The organism is Enterobacter cloacae complex sp. IR5450, from assembly GCF_049238665.1.
Classification (GTDB): domain Bacteria; phylum Pseudomonadota; class Gammaproteobacteria; order Enterobacterales; family Enterobacteriaceae; genus Enterobacter; species Enterobacter hormaechei_C.
In genome coordinates this window covers 1-23,728 of sequence record NZ_JBMKIC010000050.1, presented here as the reverse complement: position 1 = coordinate 23,728, position 23,728 = coordinate 1, and the positions used below count along the sequence as shown (strand labels likewise).

The 23,728-nt window shown below is 52.5% G+C and carries 25 protein-coding genes and 2 pseudogenes; 9 read left to right on the top strand and 18 right to left on the bottom strand.

What is annotated here, in order from left to right; genetic code table 11:
* Positions 1-88: 88 nt before the first annotated feature.
* On the bottom strand, positions 89-523 hold the full coding sequence (gene cadR / locus ACOTYB_RS23315; RefSeq protein ID WP_000405672.1) for a Cd(II)/Pb(II)-responsive transcriptional regulator: 435 nt from the start codon (positions 521-523) through the stop codon (positions 89-91).
* Between the two features lie 85 nt (positions 524-608).
* Between cadR and ACOTYB_RS23310 the strand changes: the two genes are divergently transcribed.
* Both ACOTYB_RS23310 and lspA read left to right on the top strand, forming a co-directional pair.
* A complete protein-coding gene (locus ACOTYB_RS23310; protein WP_001287661.1) occupies positions 609-3,014 on the top strand; it encodes a heavy metal translocating P-type ATPase in 2,406 nt (801 codons plus the stop codon).
* Positions 3,011-4,087 (top strand): signal peptidase II, encoded by a 1,077-nt coding sequence (gene lspA, locus ACOTYB_RS23305; RefSeq protein ID WP_000118563.1) that lies wholly within the window; start codon positions 3,011-3,013, stop codon positions 4,085-4,087. The genes ACOTYB_RS23310 and lspA overlap by 4 nt, the downstream gene beginning before the upstream one ends.
* 8 nt (positions 4,088-4,095) lie before the next feature.
* On the opposite strand, the gene ACOTYB_RS23300 is transcribed toward lspA, so the two are convergent.
* The 7 genes from ACOTYB_RS23300 to merT form a co-directional block, all read right to left on the bottom strand.
* Positions 4,096-4,308, bottom strand: a complete 213-nt coding sequence (locus ACOTYB_RS23300) for a DUF3330 domain-containing protein (protein WP_000993245.1) — start codon at positions 4,306-4,308, stop codon at positions 4,096-4,098.
* Positions 4,309-4,373: 65 nt separating this feature from the next.
* Complete coding sequence (gene merE / locus ACOTYB_RS23295) at positions 4,374-4,610, bottom strand: broad-spectrum mercury transporter MerE (protein ID WP_001087807.1); 237 nt, start codon at positions 4,608-4,610, stop codon at positions 4,374-4,376.
* Positions 4,607-4,972 (bottom strand): mercury resistance co-regulator MerD, encoded by a 366-nt coding sequence (merD, locus tag ACOTYB_RS23290; protein WP_001277466.1) that lies wholly within the window; start codon positions 4,970-4,972, stop codon positions 4,607-4,609. The genes merE and merD overlap by 4 nt, the downstream gene beginning before the upstream one ends.
* 17 nt (positions 4,973-4,989) lie before the next feature.
* Complete coding sequence (gene merA / locus ACOTYB_RS23285) at positions 4,990-6,675, bottom strand: mercury(II) reductase (protein ID WP_000209296.1); 1,686 nt, start codon at positions 6,673-6,675, stop codon at positions 4,990-4,992.
* A gap of 38 nt (positions 6,676-6,713) precedes the next feature.
* On the bottom strand, positions 6,714-7,139 hold the full coding sequence (gene merC / locus ACOTYB_RS23280) for an organomercurial transporter MerC (protein WP_000522996.1): 426 nt from the start codon (positions 7,137-7,139) through the stop codon (positions 6,714-6,716).
* A gap of 27 nt (positions 7,140-7,166) precedes the next feature.
* On the bottom strand, positions 7,167-7,442 hold the full coding sequence (gene merP / locus ACOTYB_RS23275; RefSeq protein WP_000732275.1) for a mercury resistance system periplasmic binding protein MerP: 276 nt from the start codon (positions 7,440-7,442) through the stop codon (positions 7,167-7,169).
* Positions 7,443-7,457: 15 nt separating this feature from the next.
* Positions 7,458-7,823, bottom strand: a complete 366-nt coding sequence (gene merT, locus ACOTYB_RS23270) for a mercuric ion transporter MerT (RefSeq protein ID WP_001294656.1) — start codon at positions 7,821-7,823, stop codon at positions 7,458-7,460.
* Between the two features lie 71 nt (positions 7,824-7,894).
* Between merT and merR the strand changes: the two genes are divergently transcribed.
* Positions 7,895-8,350: an Hg(II)-responsive transcriptional regulator gene (gene merR / locus ACOTYB_RS23265; RefSeq protein WP_001166628.1), complete on the top strand. Its 456-nt coding sequence runs from the start codon at positions 7,895-7,897 to the stop codon at positions 8,348-8,350.
* Positions 8,351-8,382: 32 nt separating this feature from the next.
* Here the strand turns inward: merR and ACOTYB_RS23260 are convergent, their stop codons facing one another.
* A complete protein-coding gene (locus ACOTYB_RS23260) occupies positions 8,383-8,541 on the bottom strand; it encodes a hypothetical protein (protein WP_223230173.1) in 159 nt (52 codons plus the stop codon).
* A gap of 33 nt (positions 8,542-8,574) precedes the next feature.
* Here ACOTYB_RS23260 and ACOTYB_RS23255 point away from each other — a divergent pair, with 33 nt between their 5' ends.
* The 4 genes from ACOTYB_RS23255 (at position 8,575) to ACOTYB_RS23240 (ending at position 11,183) form a co-directional block, all read left to right on the top strand.
* Positions 8,575-8,775: a hypothetical protein gene (locus ACOTYB_RS23255; RefSeq protein WP_065945227.1), complete on the top strand. Its 201-nt coding sequence runs from the start codon at positions 8,575-8,577 to the stop codon at positions 8,773-8,775.
* A 252-nt stretch (positions 8,776-9,027) separates the two neighbouring features.
* Entirely contained in the window at positions 9,028-9,453 is a 426-nt protein-coding gene (locus ACOTYB_RS23250) for a hypothetical protein (RefSeq protein WP_000278471.1), read from the top strand.
* 548 nt (positions 9,454-10,001) lie between these two features.
* Positions 10,002-10,310, top strand: a complete 309-nt coding sequence (locus tag ACOTYB_RS23245) for a hypothetical protein (protein ID WP_001224686.1) — start codon at positions 10,002-10,004, stop codon at positions 10,308-10,310.
* A 15-nt stretch (positions 10,311-10,325) separates the two neighbouring features.
* Complete coding sequence (locus ACOTYB_RS23240) at positions 10,326-11,183, top strand: HNH endonuclease signature motif containing protein (RefSeq protein ID WP_000784387.1); 858 nt, start codon at positions 10,326-10,328, stop codon at positions 11,181-11,183.
* A gap of 606 nt (positions 11,184-11,789) precedes the next feature.
* On the opposite strand, the gene ACOTYB_RS23235 is transcribed toward ACOTYB_RS23240, so the two are convergent.
* From ACOTYB_RS23235 to ACOTYB_RS23200, 8 genes are all read right to left on the bottom strand, one after another.
* Positions 11,790-12,194, bottom strand: a complete 405-nt coding sequence (locus ACOTYB_RS23235; RefSeq protein ID WP_001287391.1) for an H-NS family nucleoid-associated regulatory protein — start codon at positions 12,192-12,194, stop codon at positions 11,790-11,792.
* A gap of 177 nt (positions 12,195-12,371) precedes the next feature.
* The gene (locus ACOTYB_RS23230) at positions 12,372-12,665 is read right to left on the bottom strand and encodes a hypothetical protein (RefSeq protein ID WP_001100635.1); all 294 of its coding nucleotides are present in this window, start codon (positions 12,663-12,665) and stop codon (positions 12,372-12,374) included.
* Positions 12,666-12,690: 25 nt separating this feature from the next.
* Positions 12,691-12,996, bottom strand: coding sequence for a hypothetical protein (locus ACOTYB_RS23225; RefSeq protein WP_223152485.1), 306 nt, complete (start codon positions 12,994-12,996; stop codon positions 12,691-12,693).
* Complete coding sequence (locus ACOTYB_RS23220) at positions 12,968-13,423, bottom strand: hypothetical protein (RefSeq protein WP_000916941.1); 456 nt, start codon at positions 13,421-13,423, stop codon at positions 12,968-12,970. The genes ACOTYB_RS23225 and ACOTYB_RS23220 overlap by 29 nt, the downstream gene beginning before the upstream one ends.
* 59 nt (positions 13,424-13,482) lie before the next feature.
* Complete coding sequence (locus ACOTYB_RS23215) at positions 13,483-14,148, bottom strand: hypothetical protein (RefSeq protein WP_000490638.1); 666 nt, start codon at positions 14,146-14,148, stop codon at positions 13,483-13,485.
* Positions 14,149-14,205: 57 nt separating this feature from the next.
* Positions 14,206-14,586 carry a hypothetical protein gene (locus tag ACOTYB_RS23210; protein ID WP_001371925.1) on the bottom strand — a complete coding sequence of 127 codons (381 nt, stop codon included), beginning with the start codon at positions 14,584-14,586 and terminating at the stop codon, positions 14,206-14,208.
* Positions 14,587-14,915: 329 nt separating this feature from the next.
* Positions 14,916-15,776: a broad-spectrum class A beta-lactamase TEM-1 gene (locus tag ACOTYB_RS23205; RefSeq protein ID WP_000027057.1), complete on the bottom strand. Its 861-nt coding sequence runs from the start codon at positions 15,774-15,776 to the stop codon at positions 14,916-14,918.
* A gap of 182 nt (positions 15,777-15,958) precedes the next feature.
* On the bottom strand, positions 15,959-16,516 hold the full coding sequence (locus ACOTYB_RS23200) for a recombinase family protein (protein ID WP_001235713.1): 558 nt from the start codon (positions 16,514-16,516) through the stop codon (positions 15,959-15,961).
* 163 nt (positions 16,517-16,679) lie between these two features.
* Here ACOTYB_RS23200 and ACOTYB_RS23195 point away from each other — a divergent pair, with 163 nt between their 5' ends.
* On the top strand, positions 16,680-19,685 hold the full coding sequence (locus ACOTYB_RS23195; RefSeq protein WP_001143760.1) for a Tn3-like element Tn3 family transposase: 3,006 nt from the start codon (positions 16,680-16,682) through the stop codon (positions 19,683-19,685).
* 610 nt (positions 19,686-20,295) lie between these two features.
* Positions 20,296-20,466: pseudogene (locus ACOTYB_RS23190) on the top strand (transposase); the annotation flags it as partial.
* Between the two features lie 36 nt (positions 20,467-20,502).
* Here ACOTYB_RS23190 and ACOTYB_RS23185 read toward each other — a convergent pair.
* Positions 20,503-23,510 (bottom strand): annotated as a pseudogene (locus tag ACOTYB_RS23185) (Tn3 family transposase).
* Positions 23,511-23,728: the final 218 nt, after the last annotated feature.

Sequence of the window (23,728 nt, the reverse complement as noted above, 5' to 3'; positions counted from 1 at the left end):
TAGTTCTCCGAATGAAAGCCTGTCCTCAGCATAGTACCGGGAAGGAGGGAGTGACCATCTCATTAAATAAAGCACGCTAAGCCCTTACTTACCCAGATGTTTGACTGTTCGTGGCACTTTCACCATGGCAATTGCCCAACCCTTGCAAAATGCCGCACGCCTCTACAGATCGAGAGCCAGAACACTTCTCGCGCAAATCAACCAAGTGCCGTTTTAACTGCAACAGCGCGGACACACGCATTTCCACCTGTTGAATATGGGCCTCCAGCAGCGTGATGACCTCCCCACAGTCCTGCATCGGGTTGTCTCGCAGACCCAGCAATGCGCGAATCTCGCTCAACGTCATGTCGAGCGAACGGCAATGACGGATGAATTGCAAGCGCTCAATGTGCGCCTCACCGTACAACCGAAAGTTGCCACCGCTTCGCGCTGGCTTTGGCAGTAGCCCTTCCTTCTCGTAGTAGCGGATGGTCACGACCTCGCACCCAGAGCGCTTGGCGAGGTCGCCAATTCTGATTTCCATGCATCAATCTCCAATTATCACTTGACTCTATAGTGACTATAGAGATTTTAATGGAGGCTGAATAGAAGATTTTCAGGAGTTACTCATGAGCGAATGCGCTTCAAAGGGGTGTGGCTGCACGACTGAGCCGATCATCCAACCCACGGCACCGGCCCCGCTGGCAACCGGATCGGCTCAAGCGGTGTACCGCATCGAGAACATGGATTGCCCGACCGAAGAGGCGCTGATCCGAAGCAAACTGGCCGGTCTGGCGGGGGTGGCGGGTCTTGAATTCAACCTGATGCAACGTACCTTGACCGTGCGACACGAATTGCCTTCGTTGTCTCCCGTCGAGCAGGCGCTGAAGGCCATCGGCATGCAAGCTGTGCGCATGGATCAGGCGTCGGCCGAGCAGACGACCAAGCTGTCCATTGCCAAGATGGATTGCCCGACCGAAGAGACGTTGATCCGCAACAAGCTCGGCACCGTGGCCGGTGTTGCTGATCTCGATTTCAACCTGATGCAGCGCACGCTGTCGGTACGCCATGCGAACCAGGTTCTGCCAGACGTGCTCGTGGCACTGCAAGCGCTTGGATTCGAGGCGCAGGTCGTGGACACGGCAGAGGTCGCATCTCCATCCGCCGCCCCTGTGACCACGCCGACCAACTGGTGGCCGCTGGGCATCTCCTTGGTCACTGCATCGGCGGCCGAGGCGGTCTACTGGCTCCACAACGGCAATCACTGGTCGGTTGTCGTTCTGGCGCTTGTCGCGGTCTTCACGGGTGGCCTCTCCACCTACAAGAAGGGGTGGATCGCGCTCAAGAACCGTAATCTCAACATGAACGCCCTCATGTCGATTGCGGTCACGGGTGCCATGTTGATCGGCCACTGGCCCGAAGCGGCAATGGTGATGGTACTGTTCGCGCTGGCCGAGGTAATCGAAGCCAAATCGCTGGATCGCGCTCGTAACGCTATCCGTGGCCTGCTCGACCTGACCCCGGAACAGGCCACGGTACAGCAGGCTGACGGCACATGGCGCGAGGTGGGCGCCAAGCAAATCACCATCGGCGCCCGCGTCCGGGTCAAACCAGGTGAGCGCATCGCCCTTGATGGTGAGGTGCTGGAAGGCCGCTCTGCCGTCAACCAAGCCCCGATCACGGGTGAAAGCCTCCCGGTCGAAAAATCCCCCGGTGATTCGGTGTTCGCTGGCACGATCAACGAATCCGGCTCGTTCGAGTACCGCGTCACCGCCTTGGCCAACAACTCCACTTTGGCCCGGATCATTCACGCGGTAGAGGCTGCGCAAGGTAGTCGTGCGCCGACTCAGCGTTTTGTCGATCAGTTCGCCCGCTGGTACACCCCCGTTGTATTCGGCGTTGCCATCGCCGTCGCGTTGTTGCCGCCGCTGTTCATGGGTGCGGCATGGCTCGACTGGATCTACCGTGCATTGGTTCTGCTGGTGGTCGCCTGCCCGTGCGCACTGGTGATCTCTACACCGGTCAGCATCGTCAGCGGCCTGGCCGCCGCCGCCCGCCACGGCATTCTCATCAAAGGTGGCGTCTATCTGGAAGAAGGCCGCAAGCTGCGCTGGCTGGCTCTGGACAAGACCGGCACGATCACGCACGGCAAGCCCGCACAGACCGACTTTGTCACATGGGGCAATGCACTCGCCTCGGACAGCCGCAGCATCGCTGCCAGTCTGGCGGCCCGCTCGGACCATCCTGTATCCAAGGCGGTGGCACAGGCCGCGCAGACGGACGGGGTTGCCTTGCTCGACGTGGCCGAATTCAACGCGCTGCCCGGTCGGGGTGTGCAAGGCCAAATCAACGGTGCGACCTACCATCTGGGCAACCACCGGATGCTCGAAGAGCTGGGGCAGTGCACACCAGAGCTGGAGCAGCGCATCGCTGCGCTGGAAACCGCTGGCAAGACCGTCGTGATGCTGGTGGGCGCAAAAGGGGTACATGGCTTATTCGCCGTTGCGGACACCATCAAGGACAGCAGCAAGAGAGCCATCGCCGAGCTGCATGCTCTGGGCATCAACACCGTGATGTTGACCGGCGATAACCCCCACACGGCACAGGCCATCGCCGCACAAGCCGGCATTGACCGCGCGCAAGGCAACCAACTGCCCGACGACAAACTGCGCGAAGTGGAGCAATTGTCCAGAAACGGCAAGGTTGGCATGGTCGGTGATGGCATCAACGACGCACCGGCCTTGGCGCGTGCGGACATTGGCTTTGCAATGGGAGCGGCGGGCACAGATACCGCTATTGAAACCGCCGACGTGGCCCTGATGGACGATGACCTGCGCAAGATTCCGACCTTCGTGCGCCTGTCGCGTGCGACAGCACAGGTGCTGATGCAAAACATTGTGCTGGCCCTTGGCATCAAGGCGGTATTTTTGGTGCTCACCTTCACGGGTCACGCGACCATGTGGATGGCTGTGTTCGCCGATATGGGTGCCAGCTTGCTTGTTGTCGGCAACGGCTTGAGGTTGTTGCGCCGATGAGCTGGAAACTCTTTCTCTATGACTGGGGTGGCCTGAACATCGCGTTGTTTCAAGCCATCAACACAGGCACGCCCGCCACGCTGAAACCACTGGCATGGTTCTTTGGCCTCGTGGGAAGTTACTGGACAGCGCCGCTGATGCTGTTGGGTCTGTGGTGGTGGTCGAAATCGGCTACAAACCCGGCGCGTGGTACGGCCGTTCGGCATCGCCTTATTGGTTTTAGCGCGGCCTTCTTGCTGGCGTTATTGGTCGCCACCGCCTTGAAGCTATGGTTCGACTTTCCACGCCCGCCTGCCGTCCTTGGCGACCTGGCGCGCGTCATCGGGGACAAAGAGCTTCACTACAGCCTGCCCAGCGGGCATGCCACCTATGCCGCGATGGTGGTCGGTGCGCTCTGGCCTTTGATGGGCCGCCGTGGTCGTCTCAGTTTAATGCTGTACGCCACATTGGTCGGCTGGTCGCGCATCGCGGCCGGAATGCACTTTCCGGCCGATGTGTTGGCGGGGTGGACGCTGGGATGGAGCTGCACGGCACTCGCCGGGTGGTTGCTGCCGTTGGCCGCCCCTGTGTGGCAATCGGCCCGCCGCACATCGGCTTGGGTCTGGTTCACCGTGGCCGCCAGTGCTGTCATGACCGATCAGCTCACGAAGTTCGCCATCATCCGCACGTTTGCCTACGGTGAGCAAGTCGAAATCACCCCGTTTTTCAACCTCGTTCATGTCCTGAATCCGGGTGCGGCATTCAGCTTTTTGGCGAACGCTGGTGGCTGGCAACGTTACTTTTTCATCACGCTGGGTCTGGCTGTTTCTGCTTGGCTGGGGCGCATGCTGTGCCAGCAACGGCCACGTCTCGAAGCGATGGGCTACAGCCTGATCCTCGGCGGTGCGCTGGGCAATGTCGCGGATCGTGTGCTGCGTGGACAGGTTGTTGATTTCCTTGACTTCCATTGGCGACTTGCGCACTGGCCCGCCTTCAACCTCGCTGATGTGGCGATAACTATCGGAGCGCTCTGCCTGTTCTTGACGGTTGTACCGAAAAGCAGTAAAGGCACAGAGGCCGAGGTGTCCGGTTAAGCTATGCCTCAATCTGACGGCTGCGAACCGCCAGGGACAGGCGCAATGTCAGATTCTGTCGCGGCCTTGGCGCGTGCCTGGAAGCGTTCATAGCAATCCAGCCCGCAGAAATGTTCGACGTATTCCGCGCCTTCCGGGGTGAAGGCGGCATCGAGCGGAATTTCTTTGCAGCATACGCAGCAGGTGGTGCAACTGGCAGTGTTCGGGGCGTTTGCGTTCATGGTGGTACTCCTCCAGATTGGTAGCGAAGCTCAAAGCTGCCCACTCTCGGCTGGCTGGGAAGCGGTCATGATCTTCCCTTGAAGGCCCGCAGCAGCCGCGTCACAGACAGGACAAACAAGCCGGTCAGCGTGAGGGCTGCAATACCCCAGTGCTCCCCGATGAACGCGCCGGCCGTCGTGCCGGCTAGCACAATGGCGAGAATCGGCAAATGGCAGGGACAGGTGAGCACGGCCAGCGCGCCCCACAAGTAGCCGGTGATCGGTTTGTGCGTCTCAGACGGCAAGTGCTCTGGGCTGTTCATGGCAGACTCTCCGCGTGCTGTGCCGGTTCGGTTGGCATGGCGGCCAGTTGCATTTCGAGGCTGGCCAGGGCCTCGCGCCGACGCTCGACGAGTTGCCGCAACACGGCAAGCTGCGCAGACGCACCGTCACCGTCCGCAGCATCCAGCGCCCGGCACAGCCGCGCCAGTGCGTCCAGGCCGATACCCGCTTCGAAGGCAGCCCGTACAAAGCGCAGCCGTTGCAACGCGGTGTCATCGAACAAGCCGTAGCCGCCCGTGGTGTACGCGACCGGCCGTAGCAATCCGCGCAGCAGGTAGTCGCGCACGATATGCACGCTCACCCCGGCATCAAGGGCCAGCCGGGACACTGTGTAGGCGCTCATTGAACACCTCCTTTTCCTCATCCGGCGCAGCACGAAAGCTGCTTCACGTCCTTGCTGAAGGTCTGCGCCGCGAGCTTCAGCCCTTCGACCATGGTCAGGTAGGGGAACAATTGGTCGGCCAGTTCCTGCACGGTCATACGGTTGCGAATGGCGAGCACCGCCGTCTGGATCAGTTCACCCGCTTCCGGGGCCACCGCTTGCACGCCGATGAGCCGTCCGCTACCTTCCTCGATGACCAGCTTGATGAAGCCGCGTGTGTCGAAGTTGGCAAGCGCACGCGGCACGTTATCCAGTGTTAGCAGGCGACTGTCGGTCTCGATCCCGTCGTGATGTGCTTCCGCCTCGCTGTAGCCCACGGTGGCGACCTGCGGGTCGGTGAACACCACGGCCGGCATTGCGGTCAGGTCCAGGGCCGCATCGCCGCCAGTCATGTTGATCGCCGCACGAGTGCCGGCCGCTGCCGCCACATAGACGAACTGCGGCTGGTCGGTGCAGTCGCCGGCCGCGTAGATGTTCGGGCTACTGGTGCGCATGCCCTTGTCGATGACGATGGCCCCCTGCGCATTGACGGCTACCCCCGCCGCTTCCAATGCCAGGCTGCGCGTGTTCGGTGTCCGGCCGGTGGCGACCAGCAGCTTGTCGGCGCGCAATTCACCGTGCGTGGTGGTCAGCACGAATTCACCGTCCATATGGGCGACCTGGCTGGCTTGCGTGTGCTCCAGCACCTCGATGCCCTCGGCACGGAAAGCGGCTGTCACCGCCTCGCCGATGGCCGGGTCTTCACGGAAGAACAAGGTATTGCGCGCCAGGGCCGTGACCTTGCTGCCCAGCCGGGCAAAGGCTTGCGCCAGCTCCAGCGCCACCACCGACGAGCCGATTACGGCAAGGCGTTCGGGAATGGTGTCGCTCGCCAGGGCCTCGGTGGAAGTCCAGTAGGGTGACTCTTTCAAGCCCGGAATCGGCGGGACCGCCGGGCTGGCACCCGTGGCGACCAGGCAGCGGTCGAACATCACGACGCGCTCGCCACCCTCGTTCAAACTAACGATAAGGCTCTGGTCGTCCTTGAAACGCGCTTCACCGTGCAGAACGGTGATGGCTGAATTGCCGTCCAGGATGCCTTCGTACTTGGCATGACGGAGTTCTTCGACACGGGCCTGCTGCTGGGCCAGCAGCCGCTCGCGCAAGATCGTCGGCGGTGTGGGTGGCATGCCGCCGTCGAATGGGCTTTCCCGGCGCAGATGGGCGATGTGGGCGGCGCGGATCATGATCTTGGACGGCACACAACCGACGTTGACGCAGGTGCCGCCGATGGTGCCGCGCTCAATCAGCGTGACCTGCGCGCCTTGCTCGACGGCCTTCAGTGCTGCCGCCATCGCGGCTCCACCGCTACCAATGACGACGACCTGCAACGGGCGTTCGTTGCCACTGGGCTTATCAGCGGCCCCTATCCAGCCGCGCATCTTGTCGAGCAGGCCGGCGCGGTTGTCCGTCGGTGGCGCATCGGCAAGCGTTGCCTCGTAGCCCAGTCCGGCCACGGCGGTAGTCAGCGCATCCGATGACGTGCCCGCCTCAATGGCGAGTTGCGCTGTGCCCTTCGGATAGGACACCAGCGCCGATTGCACGCCGGGCACTTTCTCCAAGGCTTCCTTGACGTGAGCCGCGCACGAGTCGCAGGTCATCCCGGTGATTTTCAGGGTGGTCATGTATTTTTCCTTTTCTGTGGTGGCTACGGCTGTTGCCGTCAGCCACGTTGTTCTGGCAATTCACAGCTGTCCGGCCCGCAGCGGCGATGTGCTGGCGAGATGAAATCCCAGACCGACACCCCAACCATCAAGGCCAGGCCGACATAGAGCAGTCCACCGCTCTGCCAGCCGTAAGCCCGCATTAAAAACACCGCTGCCAGCACCAAGATCGGGCCTATCGTGCCGAGCGCCGTGCGTCGCCACTGTCGATGATTGAGCCAAGCGATAGCATTGGCGAGTAACGCGATGCCGGCGAACATCGGCAGCAGGATGCCAATGAATAGCCCCTCGTACTGGCTCAAGAAGCCCAGTCCGATGGCCGCGCCAAAGCTGGCGATGGCAGGAAAACAGGCGGCGCAGCCCATCGCGGAAACGACGCTGCCGAGCGCGCCGGTTTTGCCAGCGATGCGCGTGATGAGTCCCATGTGTCGCTCCCGAGTTCGGTTAACGGATCAGCGTTTGAGGCTGGACGGATAGCCCGCGTCCTCGGTCGCCTTGGTCAACTTCTGGACGTTGGTCTTGGCATCGTCGAAGGTGACGACGGCCTGGCGCTTGTCGAAACTTACGTCGGTCTTGCTCACGCCCTCAACCTTGGAAAGCGCGTGCTTGACAGTGATCGGGCAAGAGGCGCAGGTCATGCCAGGCACGGACAGCGTGACGGTCTGGGTGGCGGCCCACACGGGGGCAACAACGGCAGCGAGGGCGAGGGCGGCAAACAGTTTTTTCATGATGAACTCCTGTGATTAATAGAAAAATGGCATGACGTAGGGAAATCCGAGCGAGACCAGGACCAGCGCGGCCACGATCCAGAAAATGAGCTTGTAAGTAGCTCGCACTTGGGGAATCGCGCAGACCTCACCCGGTTTGCAGGCTTGCGCCGGGCGGTAGATGCGCCGCCAGGCGAAAAACAGCGCGACCAGCGCTGCGCCGATGAAGATCGGGCGATAGGGTTCCAGCACCGTCAGGTTGCCGATCCATGCCCCGCTGAACCCCAAGGCGATCAAAACCAGCGGCCCCAGGCAGCAGGCCGACGCAAGAATGGCGGCCAGCCCACCGGCGAAGAGCGCGCCGCGCCCGTTTTGTGGTTCAGACTTTTGTGGTTCAGACATACGCTTGTCCTTTCAAATTTGGTTTGGATAGCTTAAGCTTACTTCCGTAGTTATGTACGGAGTCAAGCGATATGCAAATTAATTTTGAGAATCTGACCATTGGCGTTTTTGCCAAGGCGGCCGGGGTCAATGTGGAGACCATCCGGTTCTACCAGCGCAAGGGCCTGCTGCCGGAGCCAGACAAGCCCTATGGCAGCATTCGCCGCTATGGCGAGGCGGATGTAACACGAGTGCGGTTCGTGAAATCGGCCCAGCGGCTGGGCTTTAGCCTGGACGAAATCGCCGAGCTACTGCGGCTGGAGGATGGCACCCATTGCGAGGAAGCCAGCGGCCTGGCCGAGCACAAGCTCAAGGATGTGCGCGAGAAGATGGCCGACTTGGCACGCATGGAGGCCGTGCTGTCTGAACTGGTGTGCGCCTGCCATGCGCGGAAAGGGAACGTTTCCTGCCCGCTGATTGCGTCACTGCAAGACGGAACGAAGCTCGCTGCATCGGCGCGGGGGAGTCACGGGGTGACTACGCCTTAGCGTGCTTTATTTTCCGAATTCTGAGACGACCCCTAGATATCCAGGGTGAGCACTGCGAGCGCGTAGTGACGCAACGTAGTGGCGTGGCACAGGGTAAATTTAAAGCTCTGCTCATCGAGAATTTCGCGGGCCGTTGTGCGGTAACCGGTTGGGTTAATGGCGGTGTCCTGGATGCGGCACACATTGAACATGGAACCCGGTACAATCCGTCTAATGGCATCCTGATGACTCCAACAATGCATGCTCTGTTTGATGCCGATCTTATGGGCATAGATCCGGCCACCCTGACCGTTCATTTTAAGCCAGGCATTGAGCTGGGCGAGCTGTTTGAAGGCCGTAAAATCACACCGCTGGTGTACGATCTGGACTTAGAGCGGCTGGCCGTACGCTGGGCAGGATACCAGGGCCTGGCTCATGAACAATGATGGGTTACAGCCGGGATGTGTGAAAACCCGTCAGTGAAACCTGCATGCGCCATACCTTTAAATTTAAACTCAAGAGCCAGGCTCAAGATAAAACCGAAATGAAAAGGTAAAATCCGGTGCACCAGATCTCTTAGGTTTAATACCTGAGCCGGTATACTGGCAGGCGCAGGCATGTGGGTATTATCCAGTCCATACATCTCCACACAGTGTTAACCGCAACATTTAAAGTTCAATAAGGACGGTTTCAATTTTATGTATAAAACAGCATTAGTGATGATTATCGGGATCCTCGGATGCAGTAAAGCATTTGCAGCCACTGAATTACAGCTCCAGCAAAAACGCGTTATGCAGTTCTGTGCCAACGCCAGTCTTCCATTGTTAGTTGCGGGTACAACGTACGCGAATACGTCTGACAACGGGCGACCAGAAAAAGAAAGATTGGCAATCCTGAAAAATTCAGTTGCAAGCTCGACAGCTTATAAAATGGCATCTCCCGGAGTTCAGATTGCCATGATGAGCGTGGTGGAAGATATTGCCGATCCGAAAGAATTAGCTCTACATCAAAAAGAAGTTAGACGTCTTGGGGCTAGTTATCTTTCCGACAGCGGTGTTTCATGGGCTTCAAAAACTGTTTCACCATTTACAGCCTGGTGTAACTTTAACCGTTTAGAAAGTTAAGGCTGGCAAGGCGGTTCCTGTTCAGGAAAGTTACTTTCCGTGCGGGGACCGTAAGATACAGATAAAGCTTAAGGCCTTTGAATTTCTGGAAAGCATTTGAAAATTTCATTGCGCTTGTCTGATATGAAACAGCCCCTGCATTTCTGCAAAGGCTGAAAGAGTGTGTACGGACTTTGGAAGGAGTGATGATATACGCCTGAGCCATCCCATCACCGCAGACAGGGTAATTAACCCTGACTAAAGCTTTCACCTATTCCGTCGCTCGCAAGCGGCTTTCGCACACTAACGAAGGTATGGCCTTTCGTCGGTGTTAAATTTTTCAAACTTTGCTTACTTTGTCAAGGAAGGTGACCGCAGTAGTAGGCACAACTACTTTAATCTGTATGAATAATAAGGTAGAACCGGCCAGTGAATGAATGCTTTCCCTGAAATCAGGCGGACAACCTTCAGGAATATTGATAGCAAGACTGAATCTCTCGCTGCGGCGATAAACATTTCGCCATAACCCTGAACGAGAGTGGTTCATCCATCATATACAGGAGCGTTACATGCGCAAATTTAAGTACATAATCTGTCACCAGTGCGAAGGCCACGGGACCATGGAAAACCCGGCCTTTGAAAATGGATTCACCCAATCAGAAATGGCTGAGTGGGAGCCAGAAATGCGTGAAAAGTATTTTGCCGGAGCATTTGATGTTCGCTGTGACGTTTGTGCCGGTGACGGTAAGCTCAGCGTACCAAACGTAGCGGCTATGTCTTTTTCAGAACGACGGGTTCTGGCAGCACGGCGGCGTGATGAGCGTCTTCAGGCTGCTGATGAACGGCTGTCCCGCCAGGAACGAGCAATGGGGTACTGAGGTGTTACAGCAAAGATGAAAATGACGAAGCCAAAACCGGTAAGCCGGATGAAAAGACCGTTTATTAGTGAGCTTGCAGAGCTGGGTTTATCGGGTGAAATTCTTTCAATTCGAACTGACGGCATGCAGGGGACGCTCATACCCGATCTTACCGCAGGGGTGAGTGAAGCAGGCCGTGTGAAAACCGGCAACTGGGTAATCTCTGACAAGAGAACCTTCGACCATGTCGTTCTGTGTGTTGAAAGACAAGATGAGAACCATGATGTGTACGTAGGTAAATTCATCCAGTTACATGTAGCCGCTAATAAGAGCCTTAAGATCGTCGAAATGGGCGATGTGAAACTGGTGGCCATAACCAGCTCGATTCCTACCACTTTTAATGGTGGGATAAAGAGATACAAAGGGGTTACGTATGTGTCACTTTCCCAAACAGCTCAAACCACTATCGACTTCCCGAAGCGTATCTACAAAGAGGGCCAGGAATGTACTTCTGTCACCAGTCCTGACCAAGGTCCTTTCGCCCGGGATGTTAGGTTGAATTGCTACGGGCGATGTGTTGTCACCGGCGTAAGGTCCCCCTGGCGTACTGAGGCCGCGCACTTAACGCCACGTCATGAAGAAGGCATTCCCGACGTAACGAACGGAATTTTACTTCGCCGTGATATCCATACACTGTTCGACAATGACCATTGCGCCATAAACCCTGACACTATGAAAATTTACTTCAGCCGGGAGGCCCGGGAGTTGGATGATGATCTCCTGAAATGGCATGGGAATGAGATAGAGACGACACGCATGCAGGTTCCGGTTAACATCGAAAACCTTCGGATACGATGGCAAAAATTTAAGGCTAAGGATCGTCAGCGTAAATAAAGCCATAAGCTGAACCACGGCGAGGATTAGTCTTGTTCACTAAATGACAGCGAGAGATTAAATGCAAACCCAAAAAGATATTACAGTTGGCCAGATCTGGGAAGAAGTGGATCCAAGACTGATCCGGAAAGTGCGAGTTGTTGAGGTGGCCTCGTTAGAAGGGCCCAAAGGCATCCTAATCGAAAACGTGGAGTCTGGTCGTAAGAACTGGGCGTCGTCATCCCGCTTTAATGGAAAGCGTGGAGGGTATCGTCTTATTTCCTGAAGGTTTTGCCAATATGGGAAACTGAAGAGGTTGAAACCATCCCGGTGAGGGAGCATATCTGGTAAAGAAGAGTCTTTAAAAAGGTTTTACGCGACCTGGGATAATAAACGGGAAAACGATACCCAAAAAAAGAATACAGCGATGATAACGATAAGGAATGGTAAGGGCTTCAATATTTTGAGAAATGACCTGGCTTCCTTTGCATCTGCATTTCTAATCAAACTGTCCACATAGGGATCACAGCTCTTAGGTTCTGAATTTTTCATATGTTCTGTACCTGAAATTGATTCCGTATGAGAAAAGGCCACCGAAGTGGCCTCTATCAAAACTGGTGGCAAAAGTTAGATCAGGAAATCATCAAGACTTTTACCGGCTGCAATTTGTTCTGCCAGAGCTTTGGGGGTACGGCCCTGTCCAGTCCACGTTTTTGTTTCGCCATTTTCATCAGTAAATGAGTATTTGGCCGGGCGTGGTTCACGGCTTTTCTTGGTAGCCGTAGATTTGGCCTGGAATGAGCCAAGCAGCTCTTCCGGGTTGATACCATCTTCTTCCATTAACTTACGCAGGGCGTCAAGTTTCTCCTGACGAGCTTGCAGTTCGGCAGCTTTGGATGATTCTTCCTGACGACGCTCATCAACAATGACATTAAGCTTTTCGAGGATTTCCTCAAGTACTTCTAAAGGCAGCTCGCGGCCCTGGGCGCGAAGAGTACGAATATTGTTTAACGATTTGAGTGCTTCAGACATACGACCTCACTTTCTAATTCTTTGATAAGGATTTACTTAATCATAATACACTCTATAAGGAAAAAGATGCCAGCTTTATGTCTTCAGGTACAAAGATATCTTGCTAAGAATACTCCTTATCTTCCTTGTGCAGACTGTTTCGTGCTTTCGATGTTGTTCATGAGTCTTAAAATCTGCTCACTGTTTAGGGTACTCATGCTGTAAATCATCAAGAAGGAAGCGCAGAACAACATAAGCAATCGGAAAAGGAAACCATGCCAGTGACAGGCCATATATGGCGGAGATAAACATAGGGTAATTTAACTCACTTACAAAATTCGCTTCATTGTATTGTTGAATCGAAATGGCAGAAGCAAAAATTATAATTAAAGTAAGAAAAATCCACTCTAGCCATCTCTTTTTATAACAAGCATAAGCGAAAGCTGTAGGGTAAAAAATAAAGCAAAAAATTCCAGCTGCAATTACGTTCATAAAAGTAACTTTCCTGATAGCGCAGTTATTTTTCGAATGCAGCATCATGAACAACTGCCATAACATTGATGATTGGCTTTCTTTTTCTGAAGAACCTTCCGCGCGGCAAAGTTTCTCCCGCTTTGAGACGATAAAGCCAGAAAACATAAGCCGGAGGAACATTGCTGTCAAAAATATCTGAACAAGTTTGAACTGTGATGCCTACTGTATTGTCTTTCCTCATCTCTTTAAAAGTGCCTTGCAATGCAGCGGATAACGTCATTTTTAAGAAACCTTTTTCTGTTTGAACGGATAGACTTGACTTAGCTGGCTTGACTGTAATGTTTGCCACTAAAGATCCCTCGTTCTGAGGATGCAGGCACTACAAAGTTACCGTCAGGTCTAATCATACGAGTTTGGATGAAATTTTTGCCGGATTTGGTTTTTTCAACCTGGTGCTCGATCTTCCATTCTTCTTTGACGGGACCGGATGACAAATGAACTAGAACCGGTACTTTTTTACGTGTTCTATCCAGAACAATACAATTTGATTTATCCGTATCAACGCTTCCCTGAAGAGTATTCAAAGAGCAATTATCATATCCCTCAACCGGAACTGCATTACCTTGGATATCAATTTTGAATCCTCCAGCTATTACAATTTCGGGTGCATTATCATTTAAAGTCTCGTCATAGGCAGCATCAACTACATCGCAAGCAGTAAGAGTAAGTGACGATGCCACAGCAAGACACAATAAAGAAAATCTGTTTTTGAGCATATTTGAGACCTTTTATAAAAATAAAATAACAGGAGAATTGTATCATTAACAGTCTAGTTCTAACGACTACCACTTTTAAGTATGTATTGAGCCAGTTTTATATTCAGGCACACCATATTGCACTCTAGCTCTTTCATCATCCTAGAAGAACTCTTAATTAAGTATTCTTCAAGTGGGCCAGCATATGCCCCTGATGTCACGATCGTTAGTTGCGTAAGAGGATGAGTCAAACTCTCAATGCCCTTCAGGATGTCATTCTGGACAGCAGCAATATAAACAGGCGAAGCCGCAATCAAATATTCATCATTCGGACTGGACTGCATTAACTGGCTTATAGTTGCGCAACGGTTATGCTTTCCTAGTGATTTTGTGATGGCTTTCCACCAGAGATCATGCCTGAATGGTACTTGATGAAATGTCGCCTCGTAAGAGGGCACCCGATCTCGACTATTTAAAAACCCCATCCCGGCAGAGATTATCCACAACTCCAGATTTCTGGTTGAGTTTAAAATTTCCTTTGCCGTAGACCAGTGATTACCTGAATACAAGGACAATGCCGGTACCGCCTGATTACTTCTGGCGTCGTCTACAATGTTACTCCAGGCATATGCTGCGTCGTCCGGGGTTTGTTTTGGATCTATGTCCAATGTCGGCCAGACGTGGCCCTGATGATTCTTGCCCTTTGTACAGGAAGTGATTAAGTGTACTGAGCGTTCAGAGAACATTATCTTCCTTACATACCCATAGAACAGCTTTCTAAGAACGGTGGGCTCGCCTGAAAATTACAAATCAGCCCCTTTCACGGCATCATTTTGATTCTTCGCGTCTGCCCCCAGTAAGATGACCGGTTTTCTGCATGACAGTGTTATTCCTAACAAACGCAACACAAAACCACGCCAGCCAGAGCAAATTTTTTCATTTGCTGCGTAAAGCCTATTGTTTTCTCTTTTAAGCTTCGCCCACTCGTTACAGAGGGTAACATCATCAAGCGCTGTTATATGCTTCGCCTCACCTTCGACGATAACGGTATGGATACCGTATGCTGTAAATCTCATACTATTTTCCAGAACCCAGTTGCGGTATTCGTTGAGTCCACCTTCGGAACCGGTAGCTCTGCGCCACATTTCAATTTGCTTGTGTGATGGGTCAAGTGTACTTGTCATTGAAGCCTCGTCTCAGCGATAACGCTTGAAATAGCCCGCTTTGGTCAAAATGAAATTAGCCATCTGACTGGCGATTTGATTGTATCTTACTCATAGTGCCCAACCTATAGGTTAAAAAGGGGCATTTTCGCTTTATAGCGTGTTCAACATCATCAATCATCCCAAGAAAGGCTGGCTTATTAGGGGTCTGACGCTCAGTGGAACGAAAACTCACGTTAAGGGATTTTGGTCATGAGATTATCAAAAAGGATCTTCACCTAGATCCTTTTAAATTAAAAATGAAGTTTTAAATCAATCTAAAGTATATATGAGTAAACTTGGTCTGACAGTTACCAATGCTTAATCAGTGAGGCACCTATCTCAGCGATCTGTCTATTTCGTTCATCCATAGTTGCCTGACTCCCCGTCGTGTAGATAACTACGATACGGGAGGGCTTACCATCTGGCCCCAGTGCTGCAATGATACCGCGAGACCCACGCTCACCGGCTCCAGATTTATCAGCAATAAACCAGCCAGCCGGAAGGGCCGAGCGCAGAAGTGGTCCTGCAACTTTATCCGCCTCCATCCAGTCTATTAATTGTTGCCGGGAAGCTAGAGTAAGTAGTTCGCCAGTTAATAGTTTGCGCAACGTTGTTGCCATTGCTGCAGGCATCGTGGTGTCACGCTCGTCGTTTGGTATGGCTTCATTCAGCTCCGGTTCCCAACGATCAAGGCGAGTTACATGATCCCCCATGTTGTGCAAAAAAGCGGTTAGCTCCTTCGGTCCTCCGATCGTTGTCAGAAGTAAGTTGGCAGCAGTGTTATCACTCATGGTTATGGCAGCACTGCATAATTCTCTTACTGTCATGCCATCCGTAAGATGCTTTTCTGTGACTGGTGAGTACTCAACCAAGTCATTCTGAGAATAGTGTATGCGGCGACCGAGTTGCTCTTGCCCGGCGTCAACACGGGATAATACCGCACCACATAGCAGAACTTTAAAAGTGCTCATCATTGGAAAACGTTCTTCGGGGCGAAAACTCTCAAGGATCTTACCGCTGTTGAGATCCAGTTCGATGTAACCCACTCGTGCACCCAACTGATCTTCAGCATCTTTTACTTTCACCAGCGTTTCTGGGTGAGCAAAAACAGGAAGGCAAAATGCCGCAAAAAAGGGAATAAGGGCGACACGAAAATGTTGAATACTCATACTCTTCCTTTTTCAATATTATTGAAGCATTTACCAGGGTTATTGTATCATGAGCGGATACATATTTGAATGTATTTAGAAAAATAAACAAATAGGGGTTCCGCGCACATTTCCCCGAAAAGTGCCACCTGACGTCTAAGAAACCATTATTATCATGACATTAACCTATAAAAATAGGCGTATCACGAGGCCCTTTCGTCTTCAAGAATTTTATAAACCGTGGAGCGGGCAATACTGAGCTGATGAGCAATTTCCGTTGCACCAGTGCCCTTCTGATGAAGCGTCAGCACGACGTTCCTGTCCACGGTACGCCTGCGGCCAAATTTGATTCCTTTCAGCTTTGCTTCCTGTCGGCCCTCATTCGTGCGTTCTAGGATCCTCCGGCGTTCAGCCTGTGCCACAGCCGACAGGATGGTGACCACCATTTGCCCCATATCACCGTCGGTACTGATCCCGTCATCAATGAACCGGACTGCCACGCCCTGAGCGTCAAATTCCTTTATCAGTTGGATCATATCGGCAGTGTCGCGGCCAAGACGGTCGAGCTTCTTAACCAGAATGACATCACCTTCCTCCACCTTCATCCTCAGCAAATCCAGCCCTTCCCGGTCTGTTGAACTGCCGGATGCCTTATCGGTAAATATACGGTTTGCTTTCACACCTGCGTCTTTGAGTGCTCTGACCTGAAGATCAAGAGACTGCTGACTGGTTGAGACCCGAGCGTAACCAAAAAGTCGCATAAAAATGTACCTTAAATCGAATATCGGACAACTCATGTCTATTATTACAAATTTACGATTTAATAGACATATTAATGTAACAGTTTTACGATGTCCGATAATTTATAACATTTCGTACGGTTGGAAAAATGTTACTAAATGCCCGTCAGGCAGGGAGGCCGATATGCCCGTTGACTTTCTGACCACTGAGCAGACTGAAAGCTATGGCAGATTCACCGGTGAACCGGATGAGCTTCAGCTGGCACGATATTTTCACCTTGATGAAGCAGACAAGGAATTTATCGGAAAAAGCAGAGGTGATCACAACCGTCTGGGCATTGCCCTGCAAATTGGATGTGTCCGTTTTCTGGGCACCTTCCTCACCGATATGAATCATATTCCTTCCGGCGTCCGGCATTTTACCGCCAGACAGCTCGGGATTCGTGATATCACCGTTCTTGCAGAATACGGTCAGAGGGAAAATACCCGCCGTGAGCATGCAGCGCTGATACGTCAGCACTATCAGTATCGTGAATTTGCCTGGCCCTGGACATTTCGCCTTACCCGTCTTTTATATACCCGGAGCTGGATAAGCAACGAACGTCCTGGCCTGCTTTTCGATCTGGCGACAGGGTGGCTTATGCAACATCGTATTATTCTCCCCGGAGCCACTACGCTGACCCGGTTGATTTCAGAGGTAAGGGAAAAGGCGACGTTGCGCCTGTGGAACAAACTGGCACTGATACCGTCAGCCGAACAGCGTTCACAGCTGGAGATGCTGCTGGGGCCAACTGATTGCAGCCGCCTGTCTTTACTGGAATCACTGAAAAAGGGCCCTGTGACCATCAGTGGTCCGGCGTTTAATGAAGCAATTGAACGCTGGAAAACTCTGAACGATTTTGGCCTGCATGCTGAAAACCTGAGTACACTCCCGGCTGTGCGCCTGAAAAATCTCGCACGTTATGCTGGTATGACTTCGGTGTTCAATATTGCCAGGATGTCACCGCAGAAAAGGATGGCGGTTCTGGTTGCCTTTGTCCTTGCATGGGAAACGCTGGCGCTGGATGATGCATTGGACGTTCTGGACGCCATGCTGGCCGTTATCATCCGTGACGCCAGAAAGATTGGGCAGAAAAAACGGCTCCGCTCGCTGAAGGATCTGGATAAATCTGCATTGGCGCTCGCCAGCGCATGTTCGTACCTGCTGAAAGAAGAAACACCGGACGAATCGATTCGTGCTGAGGTGTTCAGCTACATCCCAAGGCAAAAGCTGGCTGAAATCATCACGCTTGTCCGTGAAATTGCCCGGCCCTCAGACGATAATTTTCATGAAGAAATGGTGGAGCAGTACGGGCGCGTTCGTCGTTTCCTGCCCCATCTGCTGAATACCGTTAAATTTTCATCCGCACCTGCCGGGGTTACCACTCTGAATGCCTGTGACTACCTCAGCCGGGAGTTCAGCTCACGGCGGCAGTTTTTTGACGACGCACCAACGGAAATTATCAGTCGGTCATGGAAACGGCTGGTGATTAACAAGGAAAAACATATCACCCGCAGGGGATACACGCTCTGCTTTCTCAGTAAACTGCAGGATAGTCTGAGGCGGAGGGATGTCTACGTTACCGGCAGTAACCGGTGGGGAGATCCTCGTGCAAGATTACTACAGGGTGCTGACTGGCAGGCAAACCGGATTAAGGTTTATCGTTCTTTGGGGCACCCGACAGACCCGCAGGAAGCAATAAAATCTCTGGGTCATCAGCTTGATAGTCGTTACAGACAGGTTGCTGCACGTCTTTGCGAAAATGAGGCTGTCGAACTCGATGTTTCTGGCCCGAAGCCCCGGTTGACAATTTCTCCCCTCGCCAGTCTTGATGAGCCGGACAGTCTGAAACGACTGAGCAAAATGATCAGTGATCTACTCCCTCCGGTGGATTTAACGGAGTTGCTGCTCGAAATTAACGCCCATACCGGATTTGCTGATGAGTTTTTCCATGCTAGTGAAGCCAGTGCCAGAGTTGATGATCTGCCCGTCAGCATCAGCGCCGTGCTGATGGCTGAAGCCTGCAATATCGGTCTGGAACCACTGATCAGATCAAATGTTCCTGCACTGACCCGACACCGGCTGAACTGGACAAAAGCGAACTATCTGCGGGCTGAAACTATCACCAGCGCTAATGCCAGACTGGTTGATTTTCAGGCAACGCTGCCACTGGCACAGATATGGGGTGGAGGAGAAGTGGCATCTGCAGATGGAATGCGCTTTGTTACGCCAGTCAGAACAATCAATGCCGGACCGAACCGCAAATACTTTGGTAATAACAGAGGGATCACCTGGTACAACTTTGTGTCCGATCAGTATTCCGGCTTTCATGGCATCGTTATACCGGGGACGCTGAGGGACTCTATCTTTGTGCTGGAAGGTCTTCTGGAACAGGAGACCGGGCTGAATCCAACCGAAATTATGACCGATACAGCAGGTGCCAGCGAACTTGTCTTTGGCCTTTTCTGGCTGCTGGGATACCAGTTTTCTCCACGCCTGGCTGATGCCGGTGCTTCGGTTTTCTGGCGAATGGACCATGATGCCGACTATGGCGTGCTGAATGATATTGCCAGAGGGCAATCAGATCCCCGAAAAATAGTCCTTCAGTGGGACGAAATGATCCGGACCGCTGGCTCCCTGAAGCTGGGCAAAGTACAGGTTTCAGTGCTGGTCCGTTCATTGCTGAAAAGTGAACGTCCTTCCGGACTGACTCAGGCAATCATTGAAGTGGGGCGCATCAACAAAACGCTGTATCTGCTTAATTATATTGATGATGAAGATTACCGCCGGCGCATTCTGACCCAGCTTAATCGGGGAGAAAGTCGCCATGCCGTTGCCAGAGCCATCTGTCACGGTCAAAAAGGTGAGATAAGAAAACGATATACCGACGGTCAGGAAGATCAACTGGGCACACTGGGGCTGGTCACTAACGCCGTCGTGTTATGGAACACTATTTATATGCAGGCAGCCCTGGATCATCTCCGGGCGCAGGGTGAAACACTGAATGATGAAGATATCGCACGCCTCTCCCCGCTTTGCCACGGACATATCAATATGCTCGGCCATTATTCCTTCACGCTGGCAGAACTGGTGACCAAAGGACATCTGAGACCATTAAAAGAGGCGTCAGAGGCAGAAAACGTTGCTTAACGTGAGTTTTCGTTCCACTGAGCGTCAGACCCCTATTAAGCCGGTCCATCATTTTCTGTATATCTCTCATCAATTTTTATATCCGGCCTGAAGTGCACCGTTCAAGCACACCGATCAGGCAGTTAGTCACTAGTTAACTCTTTACTAGAGACTAAATTCCATTGATTTACGTGACAACGTCACGTCATTAAGGTTTGCAAATGCCTAATTTTCATACTATGGGATTTAATTAGGAGTAAATCCCACAGGTTTACATAAAGCTGACATTTAAAAGTGTTAAAAATCAATCAGATAGAAAGAAAAGGCTCTCCGGAAGAACTCTTCTCATTATTTCGCCGCCCGGGGTTATTGCTGACAGATCTGAAAGTGCTAATATGTTAGTCATTAGTAATTAGTAAAGCCTTTACTAAACGCGTTTCTACGTAAATTCTATTGGTTTTAGAGGGTCCTACTGTCCGAAGACAATAAAGTTGTACACAAAGCACTAAAGTTGTAACCATTCTCAAAAAACGACGCTAATGTTGTATGCTTACTGAATGTGTGGTTATAGGGTTGGAGACTATAAAATGCACATATAGGTACGTATCAATGTCGTTTTTTGGGTACGATCATGGGTAGGGGTAGGCGTCTCAAATCCTATTTGGATTATGAAAATGCGCTAGGTGACGGCATAGGAGTGGGCTATGGCCAAAGTTATCAGCCCTGGCTTAGAGCTCAGGACGTTAAATCCCGTGGAAACCGTTCGATAGTCTTTGGCCTTAAGACGTTTCGAAACCATCATCATGGGGTTTGAGGGCCAATGATGTAAAAAACCACGCTAAGGAGATAATTCATTGTTTAAATTGAGATTTAACGGCCTCAATTCCCCCTTCATAATATCCTCCGGTAGTGTGAACGTATAATGTCCCAGCATGTTGATATGACCGTGCATCAGAGGCGAAAGCCGCGCGATATGTTCATCCTCTGGCCCTTCCCCGATGCTGCGCAGGTGCGACAAGGCTTCCTGCATATAAAGCGTATTCCACAGCACCACTGCGTTTGTCACCAGACCCAGCGCACCCAACTGATCTTCCTGCCCCTCGCGGTAACGTTTTCTGATCTCGCCACGCTGACCGTAGCAGATGGCTCTTGCAACGGCATGGCGGCCTTCACCCCGGTTCAACTGTGTTAGGATCCGGCGACGATAGTCCTCATCATCAATATAGTTGAGAAGATACAGTGTCTTGTTAACTCTTCCGACCTCCATTATTGCCTGAGCAAGCCCTGACGGTCGGGTACTTCTCAATAGCGATCGAATGAGTTCTGACGCATGAATAGTGCCCAGCTTCAGCGAACCGGCAACCCGCATCATCTCATCCCAGTGGCTTTCGATTTTAGAAAGGTCAACACAACCCCGCGCCAGTTTGTCCAACGCCCCGTAATTCGCTGCTTTGTCGGCCCGCCAGAACACAGCCTCACCCGCATCCGCCAGACGAGGTGAAAATTGGTATCCCAGTAGCCAGAACAGGCCAAAGATAATGTCACTGGTACCTGCTGTGTCCGTCATGATTTCAACCGGGTTTAGTCCCGTTTGTTGCTCAAGTAGCCCTTCCAGCACAAAGATGGAATCCCGCAGTGTTCCAGGAATCACTATGCCATGAAAACCCGAATATTGGTCAGAGACAAAGTTGTACCAGGTGATGCCGCGCCCTGAACCAAAGTATTTTCTGTTGGGGCCAGAATTCACCGTTTTCACTGGCGTGACAAAACGCATACCATCAGCGGAGGCTACCTCCCCGCCCCCCAGTATCCTGCCAACGCTAACGAGGACTGAAAATCAACCAGCCGCGCATTGGCGCTAACCAGCGTTTCTGCTCGGATGTAGTTCTGTTTCACCCAGCTCAGACGATGGCGAGTCAGTGCAGGGATATTGTGCTTGATCAGCGGCTCATGTCCGATATTGCAGGCCTCAGCCAGCATCACCGCACACAGGCTTATATGCAGATCCTGCGCACGGGCACCTGACTCGCTGACATGGCTGAATTCACGGGTGAAGCCAGTTCTGGCGTCAATCTCGAGCAACAGTTCTGTCAGGTCAACGGGTGGAAGCAATTGTCTGACTCGGCTGCTCAGTTGTATCAGCGCCGGTGGTTCATCCAATTTATCCAGGCTGCTGATGGTCAGCGAAGGATGTTTACCTTCATTGCAGATGTCCACGGCGGTATTGCGATCAAAACGTGATGCCACCGTTTTCCAGGTTTCATCTAACTGAGCGGCCAATTGCTCCGATGCTTTACTGCCATTAGTGGGGTGACCCAATGCCCGGCAGACTGGAACCCGCTGCGCCTGCCATTCCTCCCCCTGAAGAAGTTTTTGGCGCGGATCACCCCAACGATCGCTGTTTTCCAACCAGATGTCACGACGGCGTAGCGCATCCTGAAGTCGCTCCAGCAGACACAACGAGTAACCTGCTCGCTGTATCCGACCGTCAGCATCGTACACCAGGCGTTTCCAAGGGCCTGAAATGATATGTTCAGGTGCATCGTCCAGGATCCGTTTTTTCGAGCCGTTTAGCTCTGCCAGGTAATGGATGGCAGCCAAGGTATGTTCACCGTCTGGGGCCGCACGGAAGTGCAGATCGCGCAGTAGTGCGGGCAAAAAACGCCTTACCCGTCCGTATTGCTCCACCATTTCATCCTGAAAGTTTGTATCCTGGGGGCGGGCCAGTTCATTCACTTTTTCCACGGACTCTGCCAGTCTGGCGACAGACACACTGCTGAATATGGTCTTTCGCAGCAAATCATCGGCGGTATCTTCATCAAGTAAAAGTGCGCATGCCCGCGCCAGCAGCAACGCCGCGCGGTCAAGATCCTTGAGCGTCCTAAGTCGCTTTTTCTGCCCGGTTTTCTTCGCCTCCCGGGTAATATTGAGGATCAGCATATCCAGCACGTCAACGGCCTCGTCCAGCGCCGAGATTTCTTGCGCTTTCACGAATGCGGTAAGGATCGCCAGCCGCCGTTCTTCTGGCATTCTGCTGATATATTTCACCGATGCCATTCCGGCATAGCGTGCCAGATTGCGGAGCTGTATGGCGGGCAGCCCAGTGAAATTCAGACAGGAAAACTCCAGGCTGCGCAGGCGAGTGTAACGTTCAAGTGCTTCAGTGAACGCGGGGCCGCTGATAGTGACAGGGCCTCTTTTTAGGTGCTCCATCACTGAGAGTCGCTGTCCTTCGGGGATTTCAAGTAACCCAGCCAGTTGTGCGGTCTGCCAACGGTTTGGCAGCGCGGCCAATTTTCGCCACAAGCGGCGGGTCGCACGCTCACGGATTTCACCAATGACTCTCGTCAGGGTGGATGCGGCTGGCAACAACACTTTATTTTGAAGCAACCACGCGGTGGCAAAATCGAACATCAGTCCGGGGCGTTCATTACTGAGCCATGCACGGGTATACAGCAATCGCTTCAGTCTGAACGACCACGGGAAATCACCGAAATCATGATAGCTATAGTGCTGCCTGATAAGCCCGTGGTGCTCCCAACGTGTGTTTTCCCTTTGAGCATAGCGGGAAATGATCTCTGGATAGCGGATGTTAAGTTGCCTTGCGACATAAAACTGGACACCGGGCGGTATTTGCATGAGATCGGACAAGAAGGTTCCCAGAAAGCGGGCAGTTGTGAGTTGAAGGGCAATTCCCAACCGGTTATGCCTGCCCCTACGCAGGTTGATGAAAGTAAGGTCTCGCTCATCAAGATGAAAATACCGTGCCAGCTGGATCTCGTTTGGCTCTGCGGCATAACGCCCGTAGTTCTGTGTCTGTTTGTCGGTCAGAAAATCAGCAGCCATCACGCATCCTTTCGTAAACGGGTGTTCTGTTCTCTTTTTAACCGTCTCAAATGTTATGAGTTTTGATACCACCCAAAACGGTACTGAATGTCAGTATCAAAAATCGTGATTTATGCATTATGATACTACACAGTATGGCACTGTTGCAAAGTTAGCGATGAGGCAGCCTTTTGTCTTATTCAAAGGCCTTACATTTCAAAAACTCTGCTTACCAGGCG